20 protein-coding genes are annotated in these 15462 nt (G+C 64.1%); 10 read left to right on the top strand and 10 right to left on the bottom strand.

What is annotated here, in order from left to right:
* Positions 1 to 3: 3 nt before the first annotated feature.
* Positions 4 to 849, bottom strand: a complete 846-nt coding sequence (gene lgt, locus AC0L3C_RS28180; protein WP_473409547.1) for a prolipoprotein diacylglyceryl transferase — start codon at positions 847 to 849, stop codon at positions 4 to 6.
* 14 nt (positions 850 to 863) lie between these two features.
* The gene (locus AC0L3C_RS28175) at positions 864 to 1595 is read right to left on the bottom strand and encodes a dienelactone hydrolase family protein (protein WP_473262597.1); all 732 of its coding nucleotides are present in this window, start codon (positions 1593 to 1595) and stop codon (positions 864 to 866) included.
* A gap of 168 nt (positions 1596 to 1763) precedes the next feature.
* Here AC0L3C_RS28175 and AC0L3C_RS28170 point away from each other — a divergent pair, with 168 nt between their 5' ends.
* From AC0L3C_RS28170 to ychF, 4 genes are all read left to right on the top strand, one after another.
* Complete coding sequence (locus tag AC0L3C_RS28170; protein WP_135170330.1) at positions 1764 to 2015, top strand: accessory factor UbiK family protein; 252 nt, start codon at positions 1764 to 1766, stop codon at positions 2013 to 2015.
* Positions 2016 to 2199: 184 nt separating this feature from the next.
* Positions 2200 to 2919 carry a 50S ribosomal protein L25/general stress protein Ctc gene (locus AC0L3C_RS28165; protein ID WP_473278600.1) on the top strand — a complete coding sequence of 240 codons (720 nt, stop codon included), beginning with the start codon at positions 2200 to 2202 and terminating at the stop codon, positions 2917 to 2919.
* Between the two features lie 58 nt (positions 2920 to 2977).
* Positions 2978 to 3583 (top strand): aminoacyl-tRNA hydrolase, encoded by a 606-nt coding sequence (gene pth, locus AC0L3C_RS28160; RefSeq protein WP_473409546.1) that lies wholly within the window; start codon positions 2978 to 2980, stop codon positions 3581 to 3583.
* A 5-nt stretch (positions 3584 to 3588) separates the two neighbouring features.
* Positions 3589 to 4686, top strand: coding sequence for a redox-regulated ATPase YchF (gene ychF, locus AC0L3C_RS28155; RefSeq protein ID WP_473409545.1), 1098 nt, complete (start codon positions 3589 to 3591; stop codon positions 4684 to 4686).
* A 117-nt stretch (positions 4687 to 4803) separates the two neighbouring features.
* On the opposite strand, the gene AC0L3C_RS28150 is transcribed toward ychF, so the two are convergent.
* Positions 4804 to 5100, bottom strand: coding sequence for a DUF4282 domain-containing protein (locus AC0L3C_RS28150; RefSeq protein ID WP_018453524.1), 297 nt, complete (start codon positions 5098 to 5100; stop codon positions 4804 to 4806).
* A gap of 177 nt (positions 5101 to 5277) precedes the next feature.
* Between AC0L3C_RS28150 and AC0L3C_RS28145 the strand changes: the two genes are divergently transcribed.
* The 3 genes from AC0L3C_RS28145 to AC0L3C_RS28135 all read left to right on the top strand — a co-directional run bounded on the left by AC0L3C_RS28145 (position 5278) and on the right by AC0L3C_RS28135 (position 6557).
* Entirely contained in the window at positions 5278 to 5730 is a 453-nt protein-coding gene (locus AC0L3C_RS28145) for a MaoC family dehydratase (RefSeq protein ID WP_473262598.1), read from the top strand.
* Positions 5730 to 6212, top strand: coding sequence for a MaoC family dehydratase (locus AC0L3C_RS28140; RefSeq protein WP_473262599.1), 483 nt, complete (start codon positions 5730 to 5732; stop codon positions 6210 to 6212). Before AC0L3C_RS28145 ends, AC0L3C_RS28140 begins: the two co-directional genes overlap by 1 nt.
* Before the next feature lie 198 nt (positions 6213 to 6410).
* Positions 6411 to 6557, top strand: coding sequence for a hypothetical protein (locus tag AC0L3C_RS28135; protein WP_007614826.1), 147 nt, complete (start codon positions 6411 to 6413; stop codon positions 6555 to 6557).
* A gap of 39 nt (positions 6558 to 6596) precedes the next feature.
* Here the strand turns inward: AC0L3C_RS28135 and AC0L3C_RS28130 are convergent, their stop codons facing one another.
* The 5 genes from AC0L3C_RS28130 to AC0L3C_RS28110 all read right to left on the bottom strand — a co-directional run bounded on the left by AC0L3C_RS28130 (position 6597) and on the right by AC0L3C_RS28110 (position 10014).
* Positions 6597 to 6734 (bottom strand): hypothetical protein, encoded by a 138-nt coding sequence (locus AC0L3C_RS28130; RefSeq protein WP_007614812.1) that lies wholly within the window; start codon positions 6732 to 6734, stop codon positions 6597 to 6599.
* Between the two features lie 280 nt (positions 6735 to 7014).
* A complete protein-coding gene (locus AC0L3C_RS28125) occupies positions 7015 to 7437 on the bottom strand; it encodes a hypothetical protein (protein WP_473409544.1) in 423 nt (140 codons plus the stop codon).
* Positions 7438 to 7774: 337 nt separating this feature from the next.
* The gene (locus tag AC0L3C_RS28120; RefSeq protein ID WP_473409543.1) at positions 7775 to 8692 is read right to left on the bottom strand and encodes a hypothetical protein; all 918 of its coding nucleotides are present in this window, start codon (positions 8690 to 8692) and stop codon (positions 7775 to 7777) included.
* Between the two features lie 214 nt (positions 8693 to 8906).
* Complete coding sequence (locus AC0L3C_RS28115) at positions 8907 to 9347, bottom strand: nuclear transport factor 2 family protein (protein ID WP_473262601.1); 441 nt, start codon at positions 9345 to 9347, stop codon at positions 8907 to 8909.
* Between the two features lie 214 nt (positions 9348 to 9561).
* On the bottom strand, positions 9562 to 10014 hold the full coding sequence (locus AC0L3C_RS28110; RefSeq protein WP_473409542.1) for a nuclear transport factor 2 family protein: 453 nt from the start codon (positions 10012 to 10014) through the stop codon (positions 9562 to 9564).
* Positions 10015 to 10297: 283 nt separating this feature from the next.
* On the opposite strand from AC0L3C_RS28110, the gene AC0L3C_RS28105 reads away from it, so the two are divergent.
* From AC0L3C_RS28105 to AC0L3C_RS28095, 3 genes are all read left to right on the top strand, one after another.
* Entirely contained in the window at positions 10298 to 10540 is a 243-nt protein-coding gene (locus AC0L3C_RS28105; protein WP_473278594.1) for a hypothetical protein, read from the top strand.
* Between the two features lie 118 nt (positions 10541 to 10658).
* Positions 10659 to 11045, top strand: coding sequence for a hypothetical protein (locus AC0L3C_RS28100; RefSeq protein ID WP_473262604.1), 387 nt, complete (start codon positions 10659 to 10661; stop codon positions 11043 to 11045).
* Positions 11046 to 11052: 7 nt separating this feature from the next.
* Complete coding sequence (locus AC0L3C_RS28095) at positions 11053 to 11418, top strand: hypothetical protein (protein ID WP_473409541.1); 366 nt, start codon at positions 11053 to 11055, stop codon at positions 11416 to 11418.
* A gap of 47 nt (positions 11419 to 11465) precedes the next feature.
* Here the strand turns inward: AC0L3C_RS28095 and uvrB are convergent, their stop codons facing one another.
* Positions 11466 to 14441 (bottom strand): excinuclease ABC subunit UvrB, encoded by a 2976-nt coding sequence (uvrB, locus tag AC0L3C_RS28090; RefSeq protein WP_473409540.1) that lies wholly within the window; start codon positions 14439 to 14441, stop codon positions 11466 to 11468.
* Between the two features lie 86 nt (positions 14442 to 14527).
* Positions 14528 to 15454 carry a DNA/RNA non-specific endonuclease gene (locus AC0L3C_RS28085; RefSeq protein WP_473409539.1) on the bottom strand — a complete coding sequence of 309 codons (927 nt, stop codon included), beginning with the start codon at positions 15452 to 15454 and terminating at the stop codon, positions 14528 to 14530.
* Positions 15455 to 15462 lie beyond the last annotated feature (8 nt).

Raw genomic sequence — 15462 nt, 5'->3', positions numbered from 1 at the left:
AAATTAACGAATAGCACCTGCGGGCTTCAGCGCACCGCGCCTCACTGCCAATACAATAAGTATGCCGCCCACAATAAGCATCGGGATCGACAACAGCATGCCCATGGTTAATCCGCCCCAGAGGAAGCCGAGCTGGACGTCCGGTTCGCGGAAATGCTCGCCGGCGATCCGGCTCAGACCATAGATCAGGATGAAGGCGCCGAGGATCATGCCCGGCCGTTTCAGGGCACCAAAGCGGATCATGATCGCGAGGGCCGCGAACAGCAAAATGCCCTCCATGCCGGCCTCATAGAGCTGGCTCGGATGACGCGGCAGCTGGGTGGGATCGTTGGGGAAGATCATCGCCCAGGGCAGCTCCGGGTCGGCGGCGCGGCCCCACAATTCGCCATTGATGAAATTGGCGATGCGGCCGAGCAGCAGCCCGACCGGGGCAACGGCTGTGGTGATGTCCCCGAGCGACAGGATCGAAATGCGGTTGCGATAAGCGAACCACATCACCGCCACGACGCAGCCGAGGAAACCGCCGTGGAAGGACATGCCGCCTTCCCAGAGCCTGAAGATCGCTGCGGGATGGTCGATGAAGAAGGGCAGATTGTAGAACAGCACATAGCCGGTGCGGCCGCCGAGAATGATACCGAGCGTAACCCACAGGATGAAGTCGTCGATCTGCACCAGCGACATCGGCGCCGGGCCACCCCACAGCCGCCCTTTCTTCAGGAGCGAGCGCGCATAGAGCCAGCCGAACACGATGCCGCAGATGTAGGCCAGCGCATACCAGCGGATCGCGAACGGACCGATCTCGATCGCGATCGGCTTGAAGGCGGGAAAGTCGATGAGAAGAAGTTGCATCGCGCCTTCTATGTCTAGACGAGATTGCGGCGATAGAGCGCCAGCAGACGCTCCCAATGCCGCTCGGCGGCGTCGCGGTCATAGACCGGACGCTTGGGGAAGGCGAAGCCGTGGTGGGTGCCGGGATAGATCTCGACTTCGGCTTTGGCGCCGCTCATGCCCTGCTTCACCTTCTCGATGATCTCGGCGGGCGCGTAGATGTCGGTCTCGGCGCAGGCGAAGTAGAGTTCGGCTTTGGTCTTGGCGGCCGCGAGATGCGGGCTGTCATCCTGGTCGGTTGCGAGCTGCGTGCCGTAGACCGAGGCGGCGGCCTTGACGCGATCGGGGAAATGCGTGGCGGCGTTGACGGCGTAGCGGCCGCTCATGCAGTAGCCGACGGTGCCGATCAATTTGGTGTTCGCGGCCGCCTGGCTCTCGGCGTAGGTCAGCAGCGCGCGCGTGTCGTCCATGATCATGGGGATCGTGAGCGATCCCATCAGTGCGAACATGCGCTTACGCTCCGGCGCGTTCGGATCGGCCGGCAGCGCGCCGAGCTCCATCACCCCGGAGCGGTAATAGAGGTTCGGCAGCATCACGTAATAGCCCGATGTCGCGAGCCGGCGCGCCATGTCGCGCAGCTCTTCGCGGATCGCCGGCGCGTCCATGTAGAACAGGATGACCGGAAACGGCCCGCCGCGTTCGGGATGGCTGATGAAGGTTGCGGTGTGACCGTCCTTGGTAGGGATCGCGATCTGCTGGTCGATCATCTCGAGCGCCTTTGTGATTCTTCTTATGCAGGGACGTTGAATACGATTGCAAGGAAACCGGGGCATGACAAGGATACCGCCGATCGGCCCTTGAACCGGCCCGATCGGATTGCCATTGTCTCCCCGCGCGTTCGCGCAGAGTTCATCGAAAGCCGCCAGGAGACCGACATGACCCAGACCAACAACCGGTTTTTCGACGAGATCGGCCGCCTGATGAACGACGCCGCCGGTGCCGCGCAGGGCGTCAAGCGCGAGTTCGACACGGTGATGCGCACCCAGGCCGAAAAATTCCTGCGCGACATGGACCTGGTCAAGCGCGAAGAGTTCGAGGCGGTCAAGGACATGGCGCGTCTGGCGCGTGAAGAGAACGAGGCTCTGAAGACGCGCATCGCGGCGCTGGAGGCCAAGCTCGGCGGCTAACTCCGCCGGGGTCCATCCGGGCGATCCGGTTCCGCCCGGTAGCCCATTCTCCTTGTCATTTCCGCGTCTTCCGGGTAAAAGCCCGCCACGTCCGCAGCCCCCGCACCCCTGGAGGCTTGCTGCGGCGTATGCCATGGGCCGCGTTGCGGCCCATTAACTTTTGCAAAAACAAGGACTTAACGTTATGGCGACCGTCAAGGAATTGAAGGCGACCGCACGTCCGAAGAGCGGCAAGGGGGCCGCCCGGGCTGAGCGTCGCGCCGGGAGAGTGCCCGGAGTGATCTACGGCAACAACCAGCCCCCGCTGACCATCTCGGTTGACGATCGCGAACTGCGCTCGCGCATCCTCGCCGGCCGGTTCCTGACTACGCTGGTCGACATCGATCTTGAGGGTAACAAGCACCGCGTGATTCCGCGCGACTACCACCTCGATCCGGTCAAGGATTTCCCGATCCACGTCGACTTCATGCGGCTCGGCGAAGGCGCCACCATCCGCATCAGCGTTCCCTTGCACGTGGTGAAGGCTGAAGGTTCGCCCGGCGTGAAGCGCGGCGGCGCCGTCAACATCGTTGCGCATGCGATCGAGCTCGAGTGCGGCGTGGAGAACATCCCGCAGTTCATCGAGGCTGACGTCGGTTCGCTCGAAATCGGCCACTCGCTGCATCTCTCCGACATCAAGCTGCCGGCCGGCGTGAAGGCGCTGACCGCCGAGGACGCGACCCTCGTCACCATCGTGCCGCCGTCCGGCTACGCCGAAGAGCAGAAGGCCGCGGCTGCTGCTCCTGCTGCGGGTGCTGCTGCTCCGGCGGCTGGTGCTGCCGCTCCTGCTGCGGGTGCTGCTCCGGCAGCGGCTGCCAAGGCTCCGGCTGCCAAGGCTCCCGCCGGCGGCGACAAGAAGAAGTAATCTCTCAAAGCTGGCGCGCGGTCCCTGACCGCGCGCCGAGCGAGGGGCGCGCCGCGTCATGCGACTGTTTGTTGGGCTCGGCAATCCCGGCCCGAAATTCGCACGTAACCGGCACAATGTCGGCTTCATGGCCGTCGATGAGATCGCGCGACGTCATGGTTTCGCGCCCTGGCGTCGCAGGTTTCAGGGCGAGACCTCGGAAGGCGCGCTCGGCACCGAGCGCGTGATCCTGCTCAAGCCGATGACCTACATGAATGAGTCCGGCCGCAGCGTTCAGGAAGCGGCAAGCTTCTTCAAGATCGCGCCGGGCGACGTCACCGTATTCCATGACGAGCTCGAACTGCCGCCGGGCAAGGTGCGGGTGAAGATCGGCGGCGGCATCGCCGGCCACAACGGCCTGCGCTCGATCTCCGCCCATATCGGCAACGAGTATCGCCGGGTGCGGCTCGGCATCGGTCATCCCGGCGTCAAGGAATTGGTGCACGGCCACGTGCTGTCTGACTTCGCCAAAGCCGACAACGACTGGGTGGCGACGCTCTGCGACGCGGTGGCCGAGCATGCGGCATTGGTTGCCAAAGGCACGGACGCGACCTTCGCCAACAGGGTGCACCTCGCCATGCAGGCGAAGGGATTTTTGACCAAGGACGACAACGGCAAGGATTAACGCTCGTGGGATTTAAATGCGGGATCGTCGGATTGCCCAATGTCGGCAAATCGACCTTGTTCAACGCGCTGACCGAGACGGCCGCGGCGCAGGCGGCGAACTATCCGTTCTGCACGATCGAGCCGAATGTCGGCGAGGTCGCCGTGCCGGATCCGCGGCTCGATAAGCTCTCGGCCATTTCCAAATCGGCGCAGATCATCCCGACCCGGCTGACCTTCGTGGACATCGCCGGCCTCGTGCGCGGCGCGTCCAAGGGTGAAGGCCTCGGCAACCAGTTCCTCGCCAACATCCGCGAGGTCGACGCCATCGCGCATGTCGTGCGCTGCTTCGAGGATTCTGACATCACCCATGTCGAGGGCAAGATCGCCCCGCTCGCCGACATCGAGACCATCGAGACAGAGCTGATGCTCGCCGATCTCGACAGCCTCGAGAAGCGCGTCGACAATTTGTCCAAGAAGGCCAAGGGCAACGACAAGGACGCCAAGGAGCAGCTCGACCTCGTCAATCGCACCCTGGTGCTGCTGCGCGAGGGCAAGCCCGCGCGCCTGGTCGAGCGCAAGGCCGAGGAGGAGCGTGCCTTCGGGATGCTGGGCCTGCTCTCGTCCAAGCCCGTGCTCTACGTCTGCAACGTCGAGGAAGGCTCGGCCGCATCAGGCAATTCGTTTTCGAAGGCGGTGCAGGACCAGGCCGCCAAGGAAGGCGCCATTGCCGTCGTCATCTCGGCAAAAATCGAATCCGAGATCGCCACCATCTCGCGTGACGAACGCGCCGATTTCCTGGAGACGCTGGGTCTCGAAGAGGCCGGCCTCGATCGCCTGATCCGTGCCGGCTACACGCTGCTCGACCTCATCACCTATTTCACGGTGGGCCCGAAGGAAGCGCGCGCCTGGACCATCTATCGCGGCACCAAGGCGCCGGGCGCGGCCGGTGTGATCCACACCGACTTCGAGAAGGGTTTTATCCGCGCCGAGACCATCGCGTATGAGGACTACGTCGCGCTCGGCGGCGAAGCCGGCGCCCGCGATGCCGGCAAGCTCCGCCTCGAAGGCAAGGAATACGTCGTCGCCGACGGCGACGTGATGCATTTCAGGTTCAATACGTAAGCTGACGTTGTCATTCCGGGGCGCGCGAAGCGCGAGCCCGGAATCCATTCATCCAATTGTCTTGAGGCTCGATGGATTCCGGGCTCGCCTCTGCGAGGCGCCCCGGAATGACGGGCCTCACCGCACGCCGCCGCCCTGATCCCTGATCGCGCCGAGATGCTCGTTGATGCGGAAGATGATCAGGATCAGCTCGGCGAGAATTCGCGAGAACACGATCCCGACGACGACGCTCGCGATCGACGACAGCAGCATCAGGAAGCCGCCGAACGGGCTGATCGCCATCATCGCGAGGCCGGAGAAGATGCCGGAGAGGCCGAACAGGCAGATCAGCGCGATCACCAGCCAGTAGAAGGTCTTGATGATGGTCGGCGTGATGAAGCGGTCCCATTGAAACAGGTCGCTGAATGAAAACATTGCTCTCCCCAGGGCAATTCAGGTGTCGTCGGGCCTTGCAAATGGATCGTGGCCCCGATCGATCCGACTCAAGATCAACGCCGGTGCGCCGAATGTAGCACGAGCCATGCGGGCCGGCGGGTTGAGATTGCCGCAAAGTGCGGCCACAATCTGTCATTCCCTCAAACCTTTCCCAAGATGACCCTGACCTTCGAAGATTTCCCGCCCGGCCGGTTCGGAACATTCGGCCCACGCCATGTCACGCGCGACGAGATCGTGGCCTTTGCCGCCGAGTTCGATCCGCAGCCGATGCACCTCGACGAGGAGGCCGCCGGCAAAAGCATGCTGCGCGGCCTGTCCGGCTCGGGCTGGCATCTCTGTTCGCTGATGATGCGGATGATGGCCGACGGTTTCATTACCCGCGCCGCTTCGCTGGGATCTCCCGGCGTCGATGAAGTGCGCTGGCTGTCGCCGCTCAGACCCGGCGACGACCTAATGCTCGACGTCGACGTCGTGGAGGCCCGCGCCTCGAAGAGCCGGCCGGAGCTCGGCATCGTCAAGTTCAAATGCACCGTGCGTAACGCGGCGGGGCAGGCGTTGTGCGAGATGACGTCACCGATCCTGATCAAGCGGCGCGAGGGGGCGGTCTGATGCCGTTTTTCGAGGAGATCGAGATTGGGCATCGCCGCGAGATCGGCGCCTATACGTTCACGGCCGAGTCGATCAAGGCATTCGCCGCAAAGTTCGATCCGCAGCGTTTTCACCTCGACGAGGAGGAGGGCAAGAACTCGCTGTTTGGCGGGCTCGCGGCCTCGGGCTGGCATGTCGGCTCGGCCTGCATGAGCTTGCTTGTCGCCGACGGCCAACGTCTGGCGCGGGAGGCCGCTTCGCGCGGCGAGGAGATCGCGGTGTGGGGCCCGTCGCCGGGCTTTCGCGATCTGCGCTGGATCAGGCCGGTGCTCGCCGGCGACATCGTCACTTATGCCAACGTCGTCATCGACAAGCGCAGCTCCGCCTCGCGACCGGGCTGGGGCATCCTGACCGCGCGCACCACCGGCACCAACCAGCGCGGCGAGGACGTCTACGCCATCACCGCAACCGCCTTCGTGCCGATGCGTGTGAACGGCGGTTAGATTCGTTCCAGGATGAACGGCAAAAACAGCGTGCGAGTGTTGCCCCCGCGCTATGGACGCGATTCCAAGTGGCTGCCATAAGCCTGCGCAACATGGTTTTCCCGCGGAGCAATGCGCGGAACCATCGAGTTGCTAACCAATTATGAACCTGTCGCTGTCTATTTGAACGAACTGGGCAGAGTACAGGGGACGAGGACCATGGCAGACCGCGGCGCACTCAAGCTGGTCGGATTCATCTTTGCTACCGCCACGCTGGCCGTGATGCTGGTCGCCGGCATGGTGGTGAAGGGCTATGCCGATGGTGCCTACACCCTGGAAGCCTCGACCGTGGAAGCCACCCGGTAAGATTTCGTTAACTCCGCGGGGCCTGCATCAGGCTCCGCCTCAGCGGCTATAGACGAACGCCAAGATCGCGATCGCAACCGCCAGCAATCCGACAAAACGTAGCATGATCGTGCCGAACTGGTTCGGCGCAGGTCGCAGCGGTATCGGGTCGGTGGTGTCGGGCCGAATGCTTTCCATGACATGTCCCCAGGCGCGGCCGCGATGGCAAGAGCGCTTGGCGTTAGTCGCCGGGGGGATGCGGGAAGTTCAAACCCTCCGCAGTCATGCCCTGCGAAAGCGGGGCATCCAGTACGCCGAGGGCTCTCGGTTCTAGCCTCGATGCCTCTGGAATACTGGATCACCCGCTTTCGCGGGTGATGACATTTTTCATGGGGCGCGTGCGCACCGTCACACCCCGTGAACAAAACCGCCGCGCCCCTTTCGGAACGCGGCGGCCGGTGATGCGTGATGTCGGCGATCAGCTGTTGCGCAGGCCGTCGGCGGCGCGCTTCCACTGCGAGACGTTGTCGGCGATCATGCGGGTCGACTTCATCGCGGCCTGGCTGAGCTGGGCGTAGCCGGAGATCTCGCGCTGGACGCGCTGGCCTTCGGCATGGAGCAGGTCGCGCAGGCTCTCGAGCTCGGAGATCAAATTCTCGATCTCGGCGAGCGAGGTGCCGGCGACGCGCTGGATCAGCGAGTTGACGTTGGTGACGGTGGCCTCCGCGCTCGGATCGAGCGGCGGCGCGTCCGCGGCGGTCGCTGCCGGACGGCGCAGATAGGCGATGTCGTTGCGGACGAAGTCACGGATGCCGGCTTCGACTTCCGTCACTGCGGCGAGGTTGGTGTCGATGGTCTCGGTCTCGGTACCTTCGGTCTTTTCCGGCCGCATGGCGTTCATCGTTGTTCCCCTGTTCGCGTTGAGCGCAGCGCGAGTGTCCCCCGCACGACGACGTCGGTCTGGGACTAGGGCGTCGGATTTTGGCCGCAACTTGGCCGAGGTGCGGCAAGGGCGGTCCATTCGGGGGCTTTGCCGTGGCGTATGGTTACGGAAGTCTGAACGCGGCCGCGGAGAAGAACCTATCTCCTCATGGTGAGGAGCGCGAAGCGCGCGGCGGACGGTGCTGCGCACCGCCGCGAGAACCATGCAGGCCCAACTGTGGCAGCGGGGGCCTCGATCCTTCGAGACGCGCTCCGTTGGAGCGCTCCTCAGGATGAGGAGAAAGATCAGCGCCCAGCTACCAGCTCTTCTTGAAACCCGCCGTCAGGCTCTTGTTGATCGCCCCTTGCGAGGTTTCGCCGACCGAGCCGGAGACGGTGACGTTGTCGAAGAGCTTTTGTTCGGCGCCGACCTTGCGCAGCCATTTGTCGTCGGTGGTCGACAGCGACTGGCCCGCGGTGATGCTGGTGCCGGTGTCGGTGAGCGTAACCTTGGCCGACTGCTCGGTCTCGCAATTGCGCGTGATGTGACCGCCGACGCCGGGGAGCGCCGTGGTGCCCTGCTGATTGACGCTGTAGCCGTTCTGGAGCGTCAGCGACGTGTCGCCCGACAGCGGCACCGACTTGATCAGCGAGGCCCCGAGCTTGCTCTGTTCGGCGCCGGGATCGACGCGGGCCTCGACCGCGGTCTTGTCCCAGATCGCGCCCGCGCCCGGCGCGGTCGCGGCCGCCCAGGCGCTGCCGGACGATTGAGGCACGCTGCCGCCATTGGTGGCCTTCTGCGCCAGCAGCTCGGACATCGTCCGCGGCTCGCTCGTTACCGTCATGTCGGCGCCGATGCGGGCGTCCCAGAATGAGGATACCGACTGCTTCACAGTCACCGCCGAGGAGCCGTTGGCGTTGGCGTTCGTCGTCCAGTTCAGCCCGTCCTTGGCGGCGGCCTGCGCACGCTTCTTGGCGGCGACGATGTCGTTGAGCGTGCCGGCGTCGATCGCGAGCTGGCCCCAGTCGAGCTTGTCGACGTCGATGCCGCTCAGCACGTCGGGGTCGTTGACATCAGGGGCCTCCGCCGCTTCGGAGTCCTCGTCGGACACTGCGGCCGGGCCGGGGGAGAAGGGCGGAATGATTTGCGCCGAAACCGTCAGCACCGATCCCAGGATGAAAGCGGCCGCCAGCATCGGCAGCCTGGTCCAGCCAAACCCTGTCGCGAATTCCATCGTCCTGCCCGTCAGCCCAGTTCCCGCCGAGGATGCGGAACCATCGTTGCGAAATTGTGGCGGTTCCATCAAACGCGAACCAACGGGCCGCGCGAAAGGCGCGCGCCCGATGACGAGCTTCTCCACGATTGCATCCGGCGGGGCTGGAGGCCAGGACGCGTCGCGGGGAGCATCAGTCATCGGTCCCGAAGTGCGGGGCCCGTTGGTGTTCCGTTCAGCCGACGCTGGTCATCTTCGGCAGATGAATGGCGCGGCCGAGTGCCTGCTCGACCAGATCAAACGTGTCGATCAGCACGCGCATGCTGGTGAGCTTGCCCGCCCTGAACTGTGCGAACTGCGCCACCCGCAAGCTGATCGGCTTGCTGGAATCCATCGCGGTCAGCGAATAGCGCAGCATCGAGGCGGCGGAATCGACGCCGAGCATGATGCTCTCGCGGTCGAAGCGGCGGACCTGGAAATTGTCGGCGAGCTGGCGGATGACGTCGAGCACGGCGTCCTTGCCCTGGCGCGCGCCGAGGAACGGAAACATGTCGATCGGGCCGTACAGCGCCCACTCGACGTCCTCGTCGATCAGGGCCTCGATGTCCTCGAAATGCCGGTCGTTGATCGCGCGGTGCAATGCGCGCGAGAAACGCCAGAGGCTGTGCTCTGTCATTTGGGCAGTCCTGAAGCTGGCTTGCGAAAAAACGAAAAACAACCCCAAGCGCACAGGATAAGGTGCCGCGGGGTCGCTCAACTCATTTGTATACAAACAAAATACGCCAATTCGGCCAAAACGCAATTCACGTTTTCGCAATGCACAATTGATCCCGGCGTGTGAGATTTACAATAGAACCCCGTATTATCCCGGTCCGGCCGGTTCGAGGGAGCTAGCCCCCGTCCACCCGCTCGCCCACGATCAGCGGGCCGATCTCACGTTCCAGCACCTGCTGCACCAAATCGTAGGAATCGATGATCTCGCGGATCTGCGCCACCTGGCCGTTGCGGAAAGTGTAGAATATGGCCATGTCGACCTGAATGATGCGGTCGTGGCTGCGCTTCCTGAAGAACGCGCGCAGATAGGCCGCGACGGTGTCGCCTTCCGCGACGATCTGCGGCACCTCGTAACGGATTTCGGCGTATCGCTCCCCCACGGTGCGCCAGAATTCGCCGAGCTCCTGCTTGCCGTGGCAGGGGCCCATGTGCGGCAGCACGTCGACCGGCGCGTGGGTGAGGAAATCGACGTCGTCGGTGCAGCACGACAGCGCGCCCTCAAGATCGCTGCGCGAGATGGCGTCGAGCAGATGCAGCACGCGCTGGCGATTGAGCTTCTCGACCGTCATTCCGCCCGTCCTCATTGGCCGTGTGGAGTTTGCGCAAGCCTAACGCGCGGCCTCGGACACCGGCAATCCGCAAAACCACAGGGGATGTTGCAGACGATTTGACGCGCAAACGCAATGCCAGGTTCATGGCTGCAATTGGCGGTTGAGTTACCGCGCGTCTGCACGAATTCGCGTGGCGTTCGGCTGCATGGGCTCGCGCTGCCCAACGCGCGGCAGCGAACACGGGAACCGGGACGGGTCTGTGCCCGTTGAGATTGCGACCCGCATTCGGAGACATCGACCCATGAAATCCCTTGCCGCCATCGCCGCTGCACTTCTCATGCTTGGCGCGACCTCCGCCGCCGACGCCAAGGGCTGCATCAAGGGCGCCGTCGTCGGCGGCGTCGCCGGCCACTATGCCGGCCATCACGGCGTCCTGGGCGCCGCCGCCGGCTGCCTCTACGGCCGCCACCATGCCAAGGAGCAGCAAGAGCAGGAGAGGCAGCGACAACAGCAGAGCCAGGTCAACGGCCAGGGCAAGCTGTAATTTTTGGTCATTCCTGACGAGCCCCTTGTTCCCGCAGAGGAAAGGGGCGTGACGCATCTCACATCAGGCCTCCCTGATGGCGGCTAGGTTCATCCGCATGTCATCAGGGAGACGCGCCATGGCCGCCATCGCCACAGTCAGAAAGTCCAGCCTGCACAACGCGCTCGAAGGCCTTGCGCTGACTGCGACGCTGCAGAGCTTCCCGACCTTCGCCGCCGCGGCTTTCCTGCTCAAGCTGGTCGGCAATCACGACCTGGTCGGCGATCCCGGCGTCGCCATCTTCGTCGCCATCGCCTCACTCGGCCATGCGCTGCTTGCGGTGACCTTCGGGCCGAACTTCCCGCATTTGTTCAAGACCGTCTACGAACCGAAGTTCTTCGAGGCCCATCTGTCGCTCACTGAGAAGATCACGGCATGGCGCACCCAGCCGGCCGCCTCGCTGCAACTGATGACGATCGTGCTGCTGCTGTCGGTGATGGCAGTGGTGACGGCGAGTGTGGGGTGATCGCATCATGCCCTTCATCACGGCGTCGAAATCGGGCCCGCTCAACGGGCTCGAAGGCTTTGCGCTCACCACGATCCTTCAGGGCTTCCCGATCTTCGCCGCGGCGTCGCTGATGGTAAAACTCCTGGGACATGACCGCGGTGGCAGTCACGCACTCACCATTGCGATGGCGTCGATCTTCTACAGCTGTCTCGCCATCTGGGCGGGATCGACATTCCCGGGATTTGCAAAGAACGCCTACGAACCGCTGTTCTTCGACGCCAGCCTGTCCTTCTCCGACAAGATCGCCCGCTGGCGCGCCAAGCCGGCGACGTCGATGCAGCTCACGGCCTCAGTGCTGCTGCTGTCGCTACTGGCGGCAAGCGTGGGGTGAGTTCGCCGCCACCAAGAACCATGGGCGGCGCCGGCTCTCCGCGCCCCTTACTTCTTCTTCCACCCACCTCGATGCCCCGGCGCTCCTCCGCTCGACCGCGGCGATGGCCCGAACTCCGGGCCCGACTGCCTTGAATCCGTCGGCTGGATGATGCGGCTCTCGCCGCCGAACGGTTTTGACGGCAGTGCGCGGTCGCCCCGATACGGCAACGACTCCGGGCCGTGCATCTCGTCGAGATGCGGCTTGTGGATTCGCGAGCCCTTGCTGCCGCTGGCCTTGAGCGCCGTAGCGGCGCTCTTGTTCTTCAGCGCGCTGACCGGCAAATTGGCGGCGTCGCCGTATTTCTTCGCGCCCGCATAGGCGCCGGCTTTGCCCTGCACCGTGCGCTGCTTGACGGTGGGATCGTCGACCACCGCGAGTTCGGTGGCGCGCAGCCGCTTGACCTCGTCGCGCAGCCGGGCGGCTTCCTCGAAGTTCAGATCGGCGGCGGCCTCGCGCATTCTCGTCTCGAGATCGCCGAGCACGGCTTCGAAATTGTGGCCGATCGAGATGACGTCGTCGGTCATGTCGTGGCCGCCGATCTCGACCAGCACATGATCGCGCTCGTAGACGCTGTTCATGATGTCGCCGATCGACTTCTTGATGCTCTCCGGCGTGATGCCATGCGCCGTGTTGTACTCCACCTGCTTCTCGCGGCGGCGGTCGGTCTCTGCGATGGCGCGCTCTATCGAACCCGTCATCTGGTCGGCATAGAGGATCACCTTGCCGTCGACGTTGCGCGCGGCGCGGCCGATGGTCTGGATCAGCGAGGTCTCGCTGCGCAAGAAGCCTTCCTTGTCGGCGTCGAGGATCGCGACCAGCGCGCATTCGGGAATGTCGAGGCCTTCGCGCAGCAGATTGATGCCGACCAGCGCGTCGAACGCGCCGAGGCGCAGATCGCGGATGATCTCGATGCGTTCGATGGTATCGATATCGCTGTGCATGTAACGGACACGAATGCCCTGCTCATGCAGATATTCGGTGAGGTCCTCCGCCATGCGCTTGGTCAGCACCGTGATCAGCGAGCGATAGCCGGCCTGGGCTGTGGCGCGGACCTCGCCGACGAGATCGTCGACCTGGGTGCGGGCCGGGCGGATGTTGACGGGAGGATCAATCAGGCCGGTCGGCCGGATCACCTGCTCGACGAACACGCCGCCGCTCTCGTTGATCTCCCAGGCGCTGGGCGTGGCCGAGACCGCGACCGTCTGCGGCCGCATCATGTCCCATTCCTCGAAGCGCAGCGGACGGTTGTCCATGCAGGAGGGCAGCCGGAAACCATATTCGGCGAGCGTCGCCTTGCGGCGGAAGTCGCCGCGGAACATGCCGCCGATCTGGGGAACGGTGACGTGGCTCTCGTCGGCGAACACCAGCGCGTTGTCGGGCACGTATTCGAACAGCGTCGGCGGCGGCTCGCCGGGCAGGCGCCCCGTGAGATAGCGCGAATAGTTCTCGATGCCGGCGCAGCTTCCGGTCGCCTCCATCATCTCGAGGTCGAAGGTGGTGCGCTGCTCCAGCCGCTGCGCTTCCAGCAGGCGGCCCTGGTCGTGGAGCTGGTCGAGCCGCATCTTCAATTCGGCTTTGATCGACTTGATCGCCTGCACCAGCGTCGGGCGCGGCGTCACATAGTGCGAGTTGGCGTAGATCTTGATGAATTCGAGCTCGTCCTGCTTGTGGCCGGTGAGCGGATCGAACTCCTCGATGGTCTCGACGGTGTCGCCGAACAGGTTCACGCGCCAGGCGCGGTCTTCATAGTGCGCCGGGAAGATGTCGATGACATCGCCGCGCACGCGAAATGTGCCGCGGGTAAAATCGGCCTGGGTGCGCTTGTACTGCAGCGCGACGAGGTCGGCGATCAGCTGGCGCTGGTCGATCCGCTCGCCCTTCTTCAGCGCGAAGGTCATCGCGGTGTAGGTTTCGACCGAGCCGATACCGTAGATGCAGGACACCGACGCAACGATGATGACGTCGTCGCGTTCGAGCAGCGCGCGCGTCGCGGAGTGGCGCATGCGGTCGATCTGCTCGTTGATCGAGGAGTCCTTTTCGATGTAGGTGTCGGTGCGAGGGACATACGCTTCCGGCTGGTAGTAATCGTAATAGCTGACGAAATACTCGACCGCGTTGTCGGGGAAGAAGCTCTTGAACTCGCCATAGAGCTGGGCGGCGAGTGTCTTGTTCGGCGCCAGGATGATGGCGGGGCGCTGCGTGGCCTCGATCACCTTGGCCATAGTGTAGGTCTTGCCGGAGCCGGTGACGCCGAGCAGCACCTGAGAGCGGTCGTTGCGGTTGATGCCCTCGACCAGCTCGGCGATCGCGGTCGGCTGGTCGCCGCGCGGCTCGTAGTGCGACTTGATCTCGAAGCGCACGCCGCCTTCGGACTTTTCCGGGCGCGGCGGCCGATGCGGGGTCCACACCCTGGTGGAGCCGTCGTCCTTGCGGAATTCCGGCCGGCCCTCGCGGATCAGCGATTCCAGCGCGTCAGCGGTCGCCTTGACGCCGAGCGCCTCCATCTTGCTGCGCGGCGGACGCGCCAACGCTTCGGCATCGTCCTCTTCGGTGGGAAGGCCGAGCTGACGGGCCAGTTCCGGATCGAGCGTCGGGATCGTGGCCGCGGTCCCGTAATTGGCCTGCGGCGCCTCGTCGAAGCCGGCGTCGCGGGCGCCGGGCGGCTGCGGATTGGGCCGCAGCGGCATCGGCCTCGTATTGTCCTGCGGAAACTCCTTCGGCGTCGAGGCCCGCGCGCGATGCGCGGCGGCCTCGCCCCCGGAGCGGCGGTCGCGCGAATTGTCCGGCGGCGGCTGCAGGCCGGTGCTCGATCCGAGCCCGGCATCGCCGCGATTGATCGCGGGATTGAGCAACTCGGCCAGCGCCGGCCCGATCGGTTGCACGTCGGGGCGAGACGCCTTGGAATTGGGCGCCTTCGCTTTCGGAGCCTTGGCCTTCGGGGATTTGCCGGATTTTTCGGGGGATGCAGGTTTCTTCGCCATGCTCCGAATATGGGGCGAGTCCGGCTCTCAGGAAAGAGGTCTCTCCGCTTGGCAACAGGTGTCAGCAAGGCGGAAGCAGTAGAACCTCAATGAAGCATTGTCGCGACGCACTCCTCGACCTGCGCCCGCCGCCCCGGAATATCCGGCAGAAACTGGAATCCGGTAAGGCGCTCGACCACCTTCACCGTGGTTCGAAAGCCCTTGAGGTATTCGAGCGCGTCCTTATCCTCGAACTCCCGATGATCGATATTTGGCAAAACGTAGGCGTTGGCGCGCTTGGTGGCTGGATCATAGATGATTTTGAAGAGAGCAATCGGAACCCCCACGCCAGCGTCGCACTTCTTCTTTGAGCCGCAAATGGCTGGCCTTGTTGGGGCCTTGAATTTGATTTCGGTCTTGCACGCGTTGTTCTTCCGGGTCACCTCGGGAAGATTGTCTTCGCCGTCGGCATAGATCGGTCCCGTGATGACGTAGAGTTCGCCCCGATCCTTGGTGAGGGTGCGAACCAGCTGTTCAAACTCCTTCCAGATGCCCCGGTTGAATCCGAGGCCCTGCTGTGGAACGGCATTCGACAAAATGAAGCTCTCGTCCATCCAGTCGGCGTTGAAGCTGAAGTCGGCGGAGGCGGCTTGATGCCCGCGATCGAGTTTGCTGCCGGTATAGTCTGCGTCCTTGGCCTGCGCCGAATCGCAGACGTCCTCCTCCGACTTGAATTTCTTGCTCTCCGGACGCTTGAACTTGCCGCTGACCTGCTTCTTGTTCAGCGCCTCGATCACCCAGAACGGCGTCTTGGCCTCGTTGTTGTGCAGGAGGACGTAGCGGGTGTGACAGACGGTGGTGGAGTCGAGATCGTCGCCACCGGTCGGCAGGCCGATCTTTTCCCAGAGCGCACGGCAAGTGTCGGGATCGTTCACCGGCTTTGCCGGAGCTGTTTCACAAACATCCGCCCGGACCGGCTGACACAGGGTCAGTCCGAGGCAGATGAGCCAGCACAGACGCGAGAATTTCGACATGGCTCGCC

The sequence above is a fragment of the Bradyrhizobium sp. WSM4872 genome (assembly GCF_055811715.1).
This window is presented reverse-complemented; position numbering and strand designations above follow the sequence as displayed.

Bases quoted from the DNA above. Each gene is read 5' to 3' on its own strand.
- lgt (WP_473409547.1), bottom strand. From the start codon at position 849: ATGCAACTTCTTCTCATCGACTTTCCCGCCTTCAAGCCGATCGCGATC.
- AC0L3C_RS28175 (WP_473262597.1), bottom strand. From the start codon at position 1,595: ATGATCGACCAGCAGATCGCGATCCCTACCAAGGACGGTCACACCGCA.
- AC0L3C_RS28170 (WP_135170330.1), top strand. From the start codon at position 1,764: ATGACCCAGACCAACAACCGGTTTTTCGACGAGATCGGCCGCCTGATG.
- AC0L3C_RS28165 (WP_473278600.1), top strand. From the start codon at position 2,200: ATGGCGACCGTCAAGGAATTGAAGGCGACCGCACGTCCGAAGAGCGGC.
- pth (WP_473409546.1), top strand. From the start codon at position 2,978: ATGCGACTGTTTGTTGGGCTCGGCAATCCCGGCCCGAAATTCGCACGT.
- AC0L3C_RS28150 (WP_018453524.1), bottom strand. From the start codon at position 5,100: ATGTTTTCATTCAGCGACCTGTTTCAATGGGACCGCTTCATCACGCCG.
- AC0L3C_RS28145 (WP_473262598.1), top strand. From the start codon at position 5,278: ATGACCCTGACCTTCGAAGATTTCCCGCCCGGCCGGTTCGGAACATTC.
- AC0L3C_RS28140 (WP_473262599.1), top strand. From the start codon at position 5,730: ATGCCGTTTTTCGAGGAGATCGAGATTGGGCATCGCCGCGAGATCGGC.
- AC0L3C_RS28135 (WP_007614826.1), top strand. From the start codon at position 6,411: ATGGCAGACCGCGGCGCACTCAAGCTGGTCGGATTCATCTTTGCTACC.
- AC0L3C_RS28130 (WP_007614812.1), bottom strand. From the start codon at position 6,734: ATGGAAAGCATTCGGCCCGACACCACCGACCCGATACCGCTGCGACCT.
- AC0L3C_RS28125 (WP_473409544.1), bottom strand. From the start codon at position 7,437: ATGAACGCCATGCGGCCGGAAAAGACCGAAGGTACCGAGACCGAGACC.
- AC0L3C_RS28120 (WP_473409543.1), bottom strand. From the start codon at position 8,692: ATGGAATTCGCGACAGGGTTTGGCTGGACCAGGCTGCCGATGCTGGCG.
- AC0L3C_RS28115 (WP_473262601.1), bottom strand. From the start codon at position 9,347: ATGACAGAGCACAGCCTCTGGCGTTTCTCGCGCGCATTGCACCGCGCG.
- AC0L3C_RS28110 (WP_473409542.1), bottom strand. From the start codon at position 10,014: ATGACGGTCGAGAAGCTCAATCGCCAGCGCGTGCTGCATCTGCTCGAC.
- AC0L3C_RS28105 (WP_473278594.1), top strand. From the start codon at position 10,298: ATGAAATCCCTTGCCGCCATCGCCGCTGCACTTCTCATGCTTGGCGCG.
- AC0L3C_RS28100 (WP_473262604.1), top strand. From the start codon at position 10,659: ATGGCCGCCATCGCCACAGTCAGAAAGTCCAGCCTGCACAACGCGCTC.
- AC0L3C_RS28095 (WP_473409541.1), top strand. From the start codon at position 11,053: ATGCCCTTCATCACGGCGTCGAAATCGGGCCCGCTCAACGGGCTCGAA.
- uvrB (WP_473409540.1), bottom strand. From the start codon at position 14,441: ATGGCGAAGAAACCTGCATCCCCCGAAAAATCCGGCAAATCCCCGAAG.
- AC0L3C_RS28085 (WP_473409539.1), bottom strand. From the start codon at position 15,454: ATGTCGAAATTCTCGCGTCTGTGCTGGCTCATCTGCCTCGGACTGACC.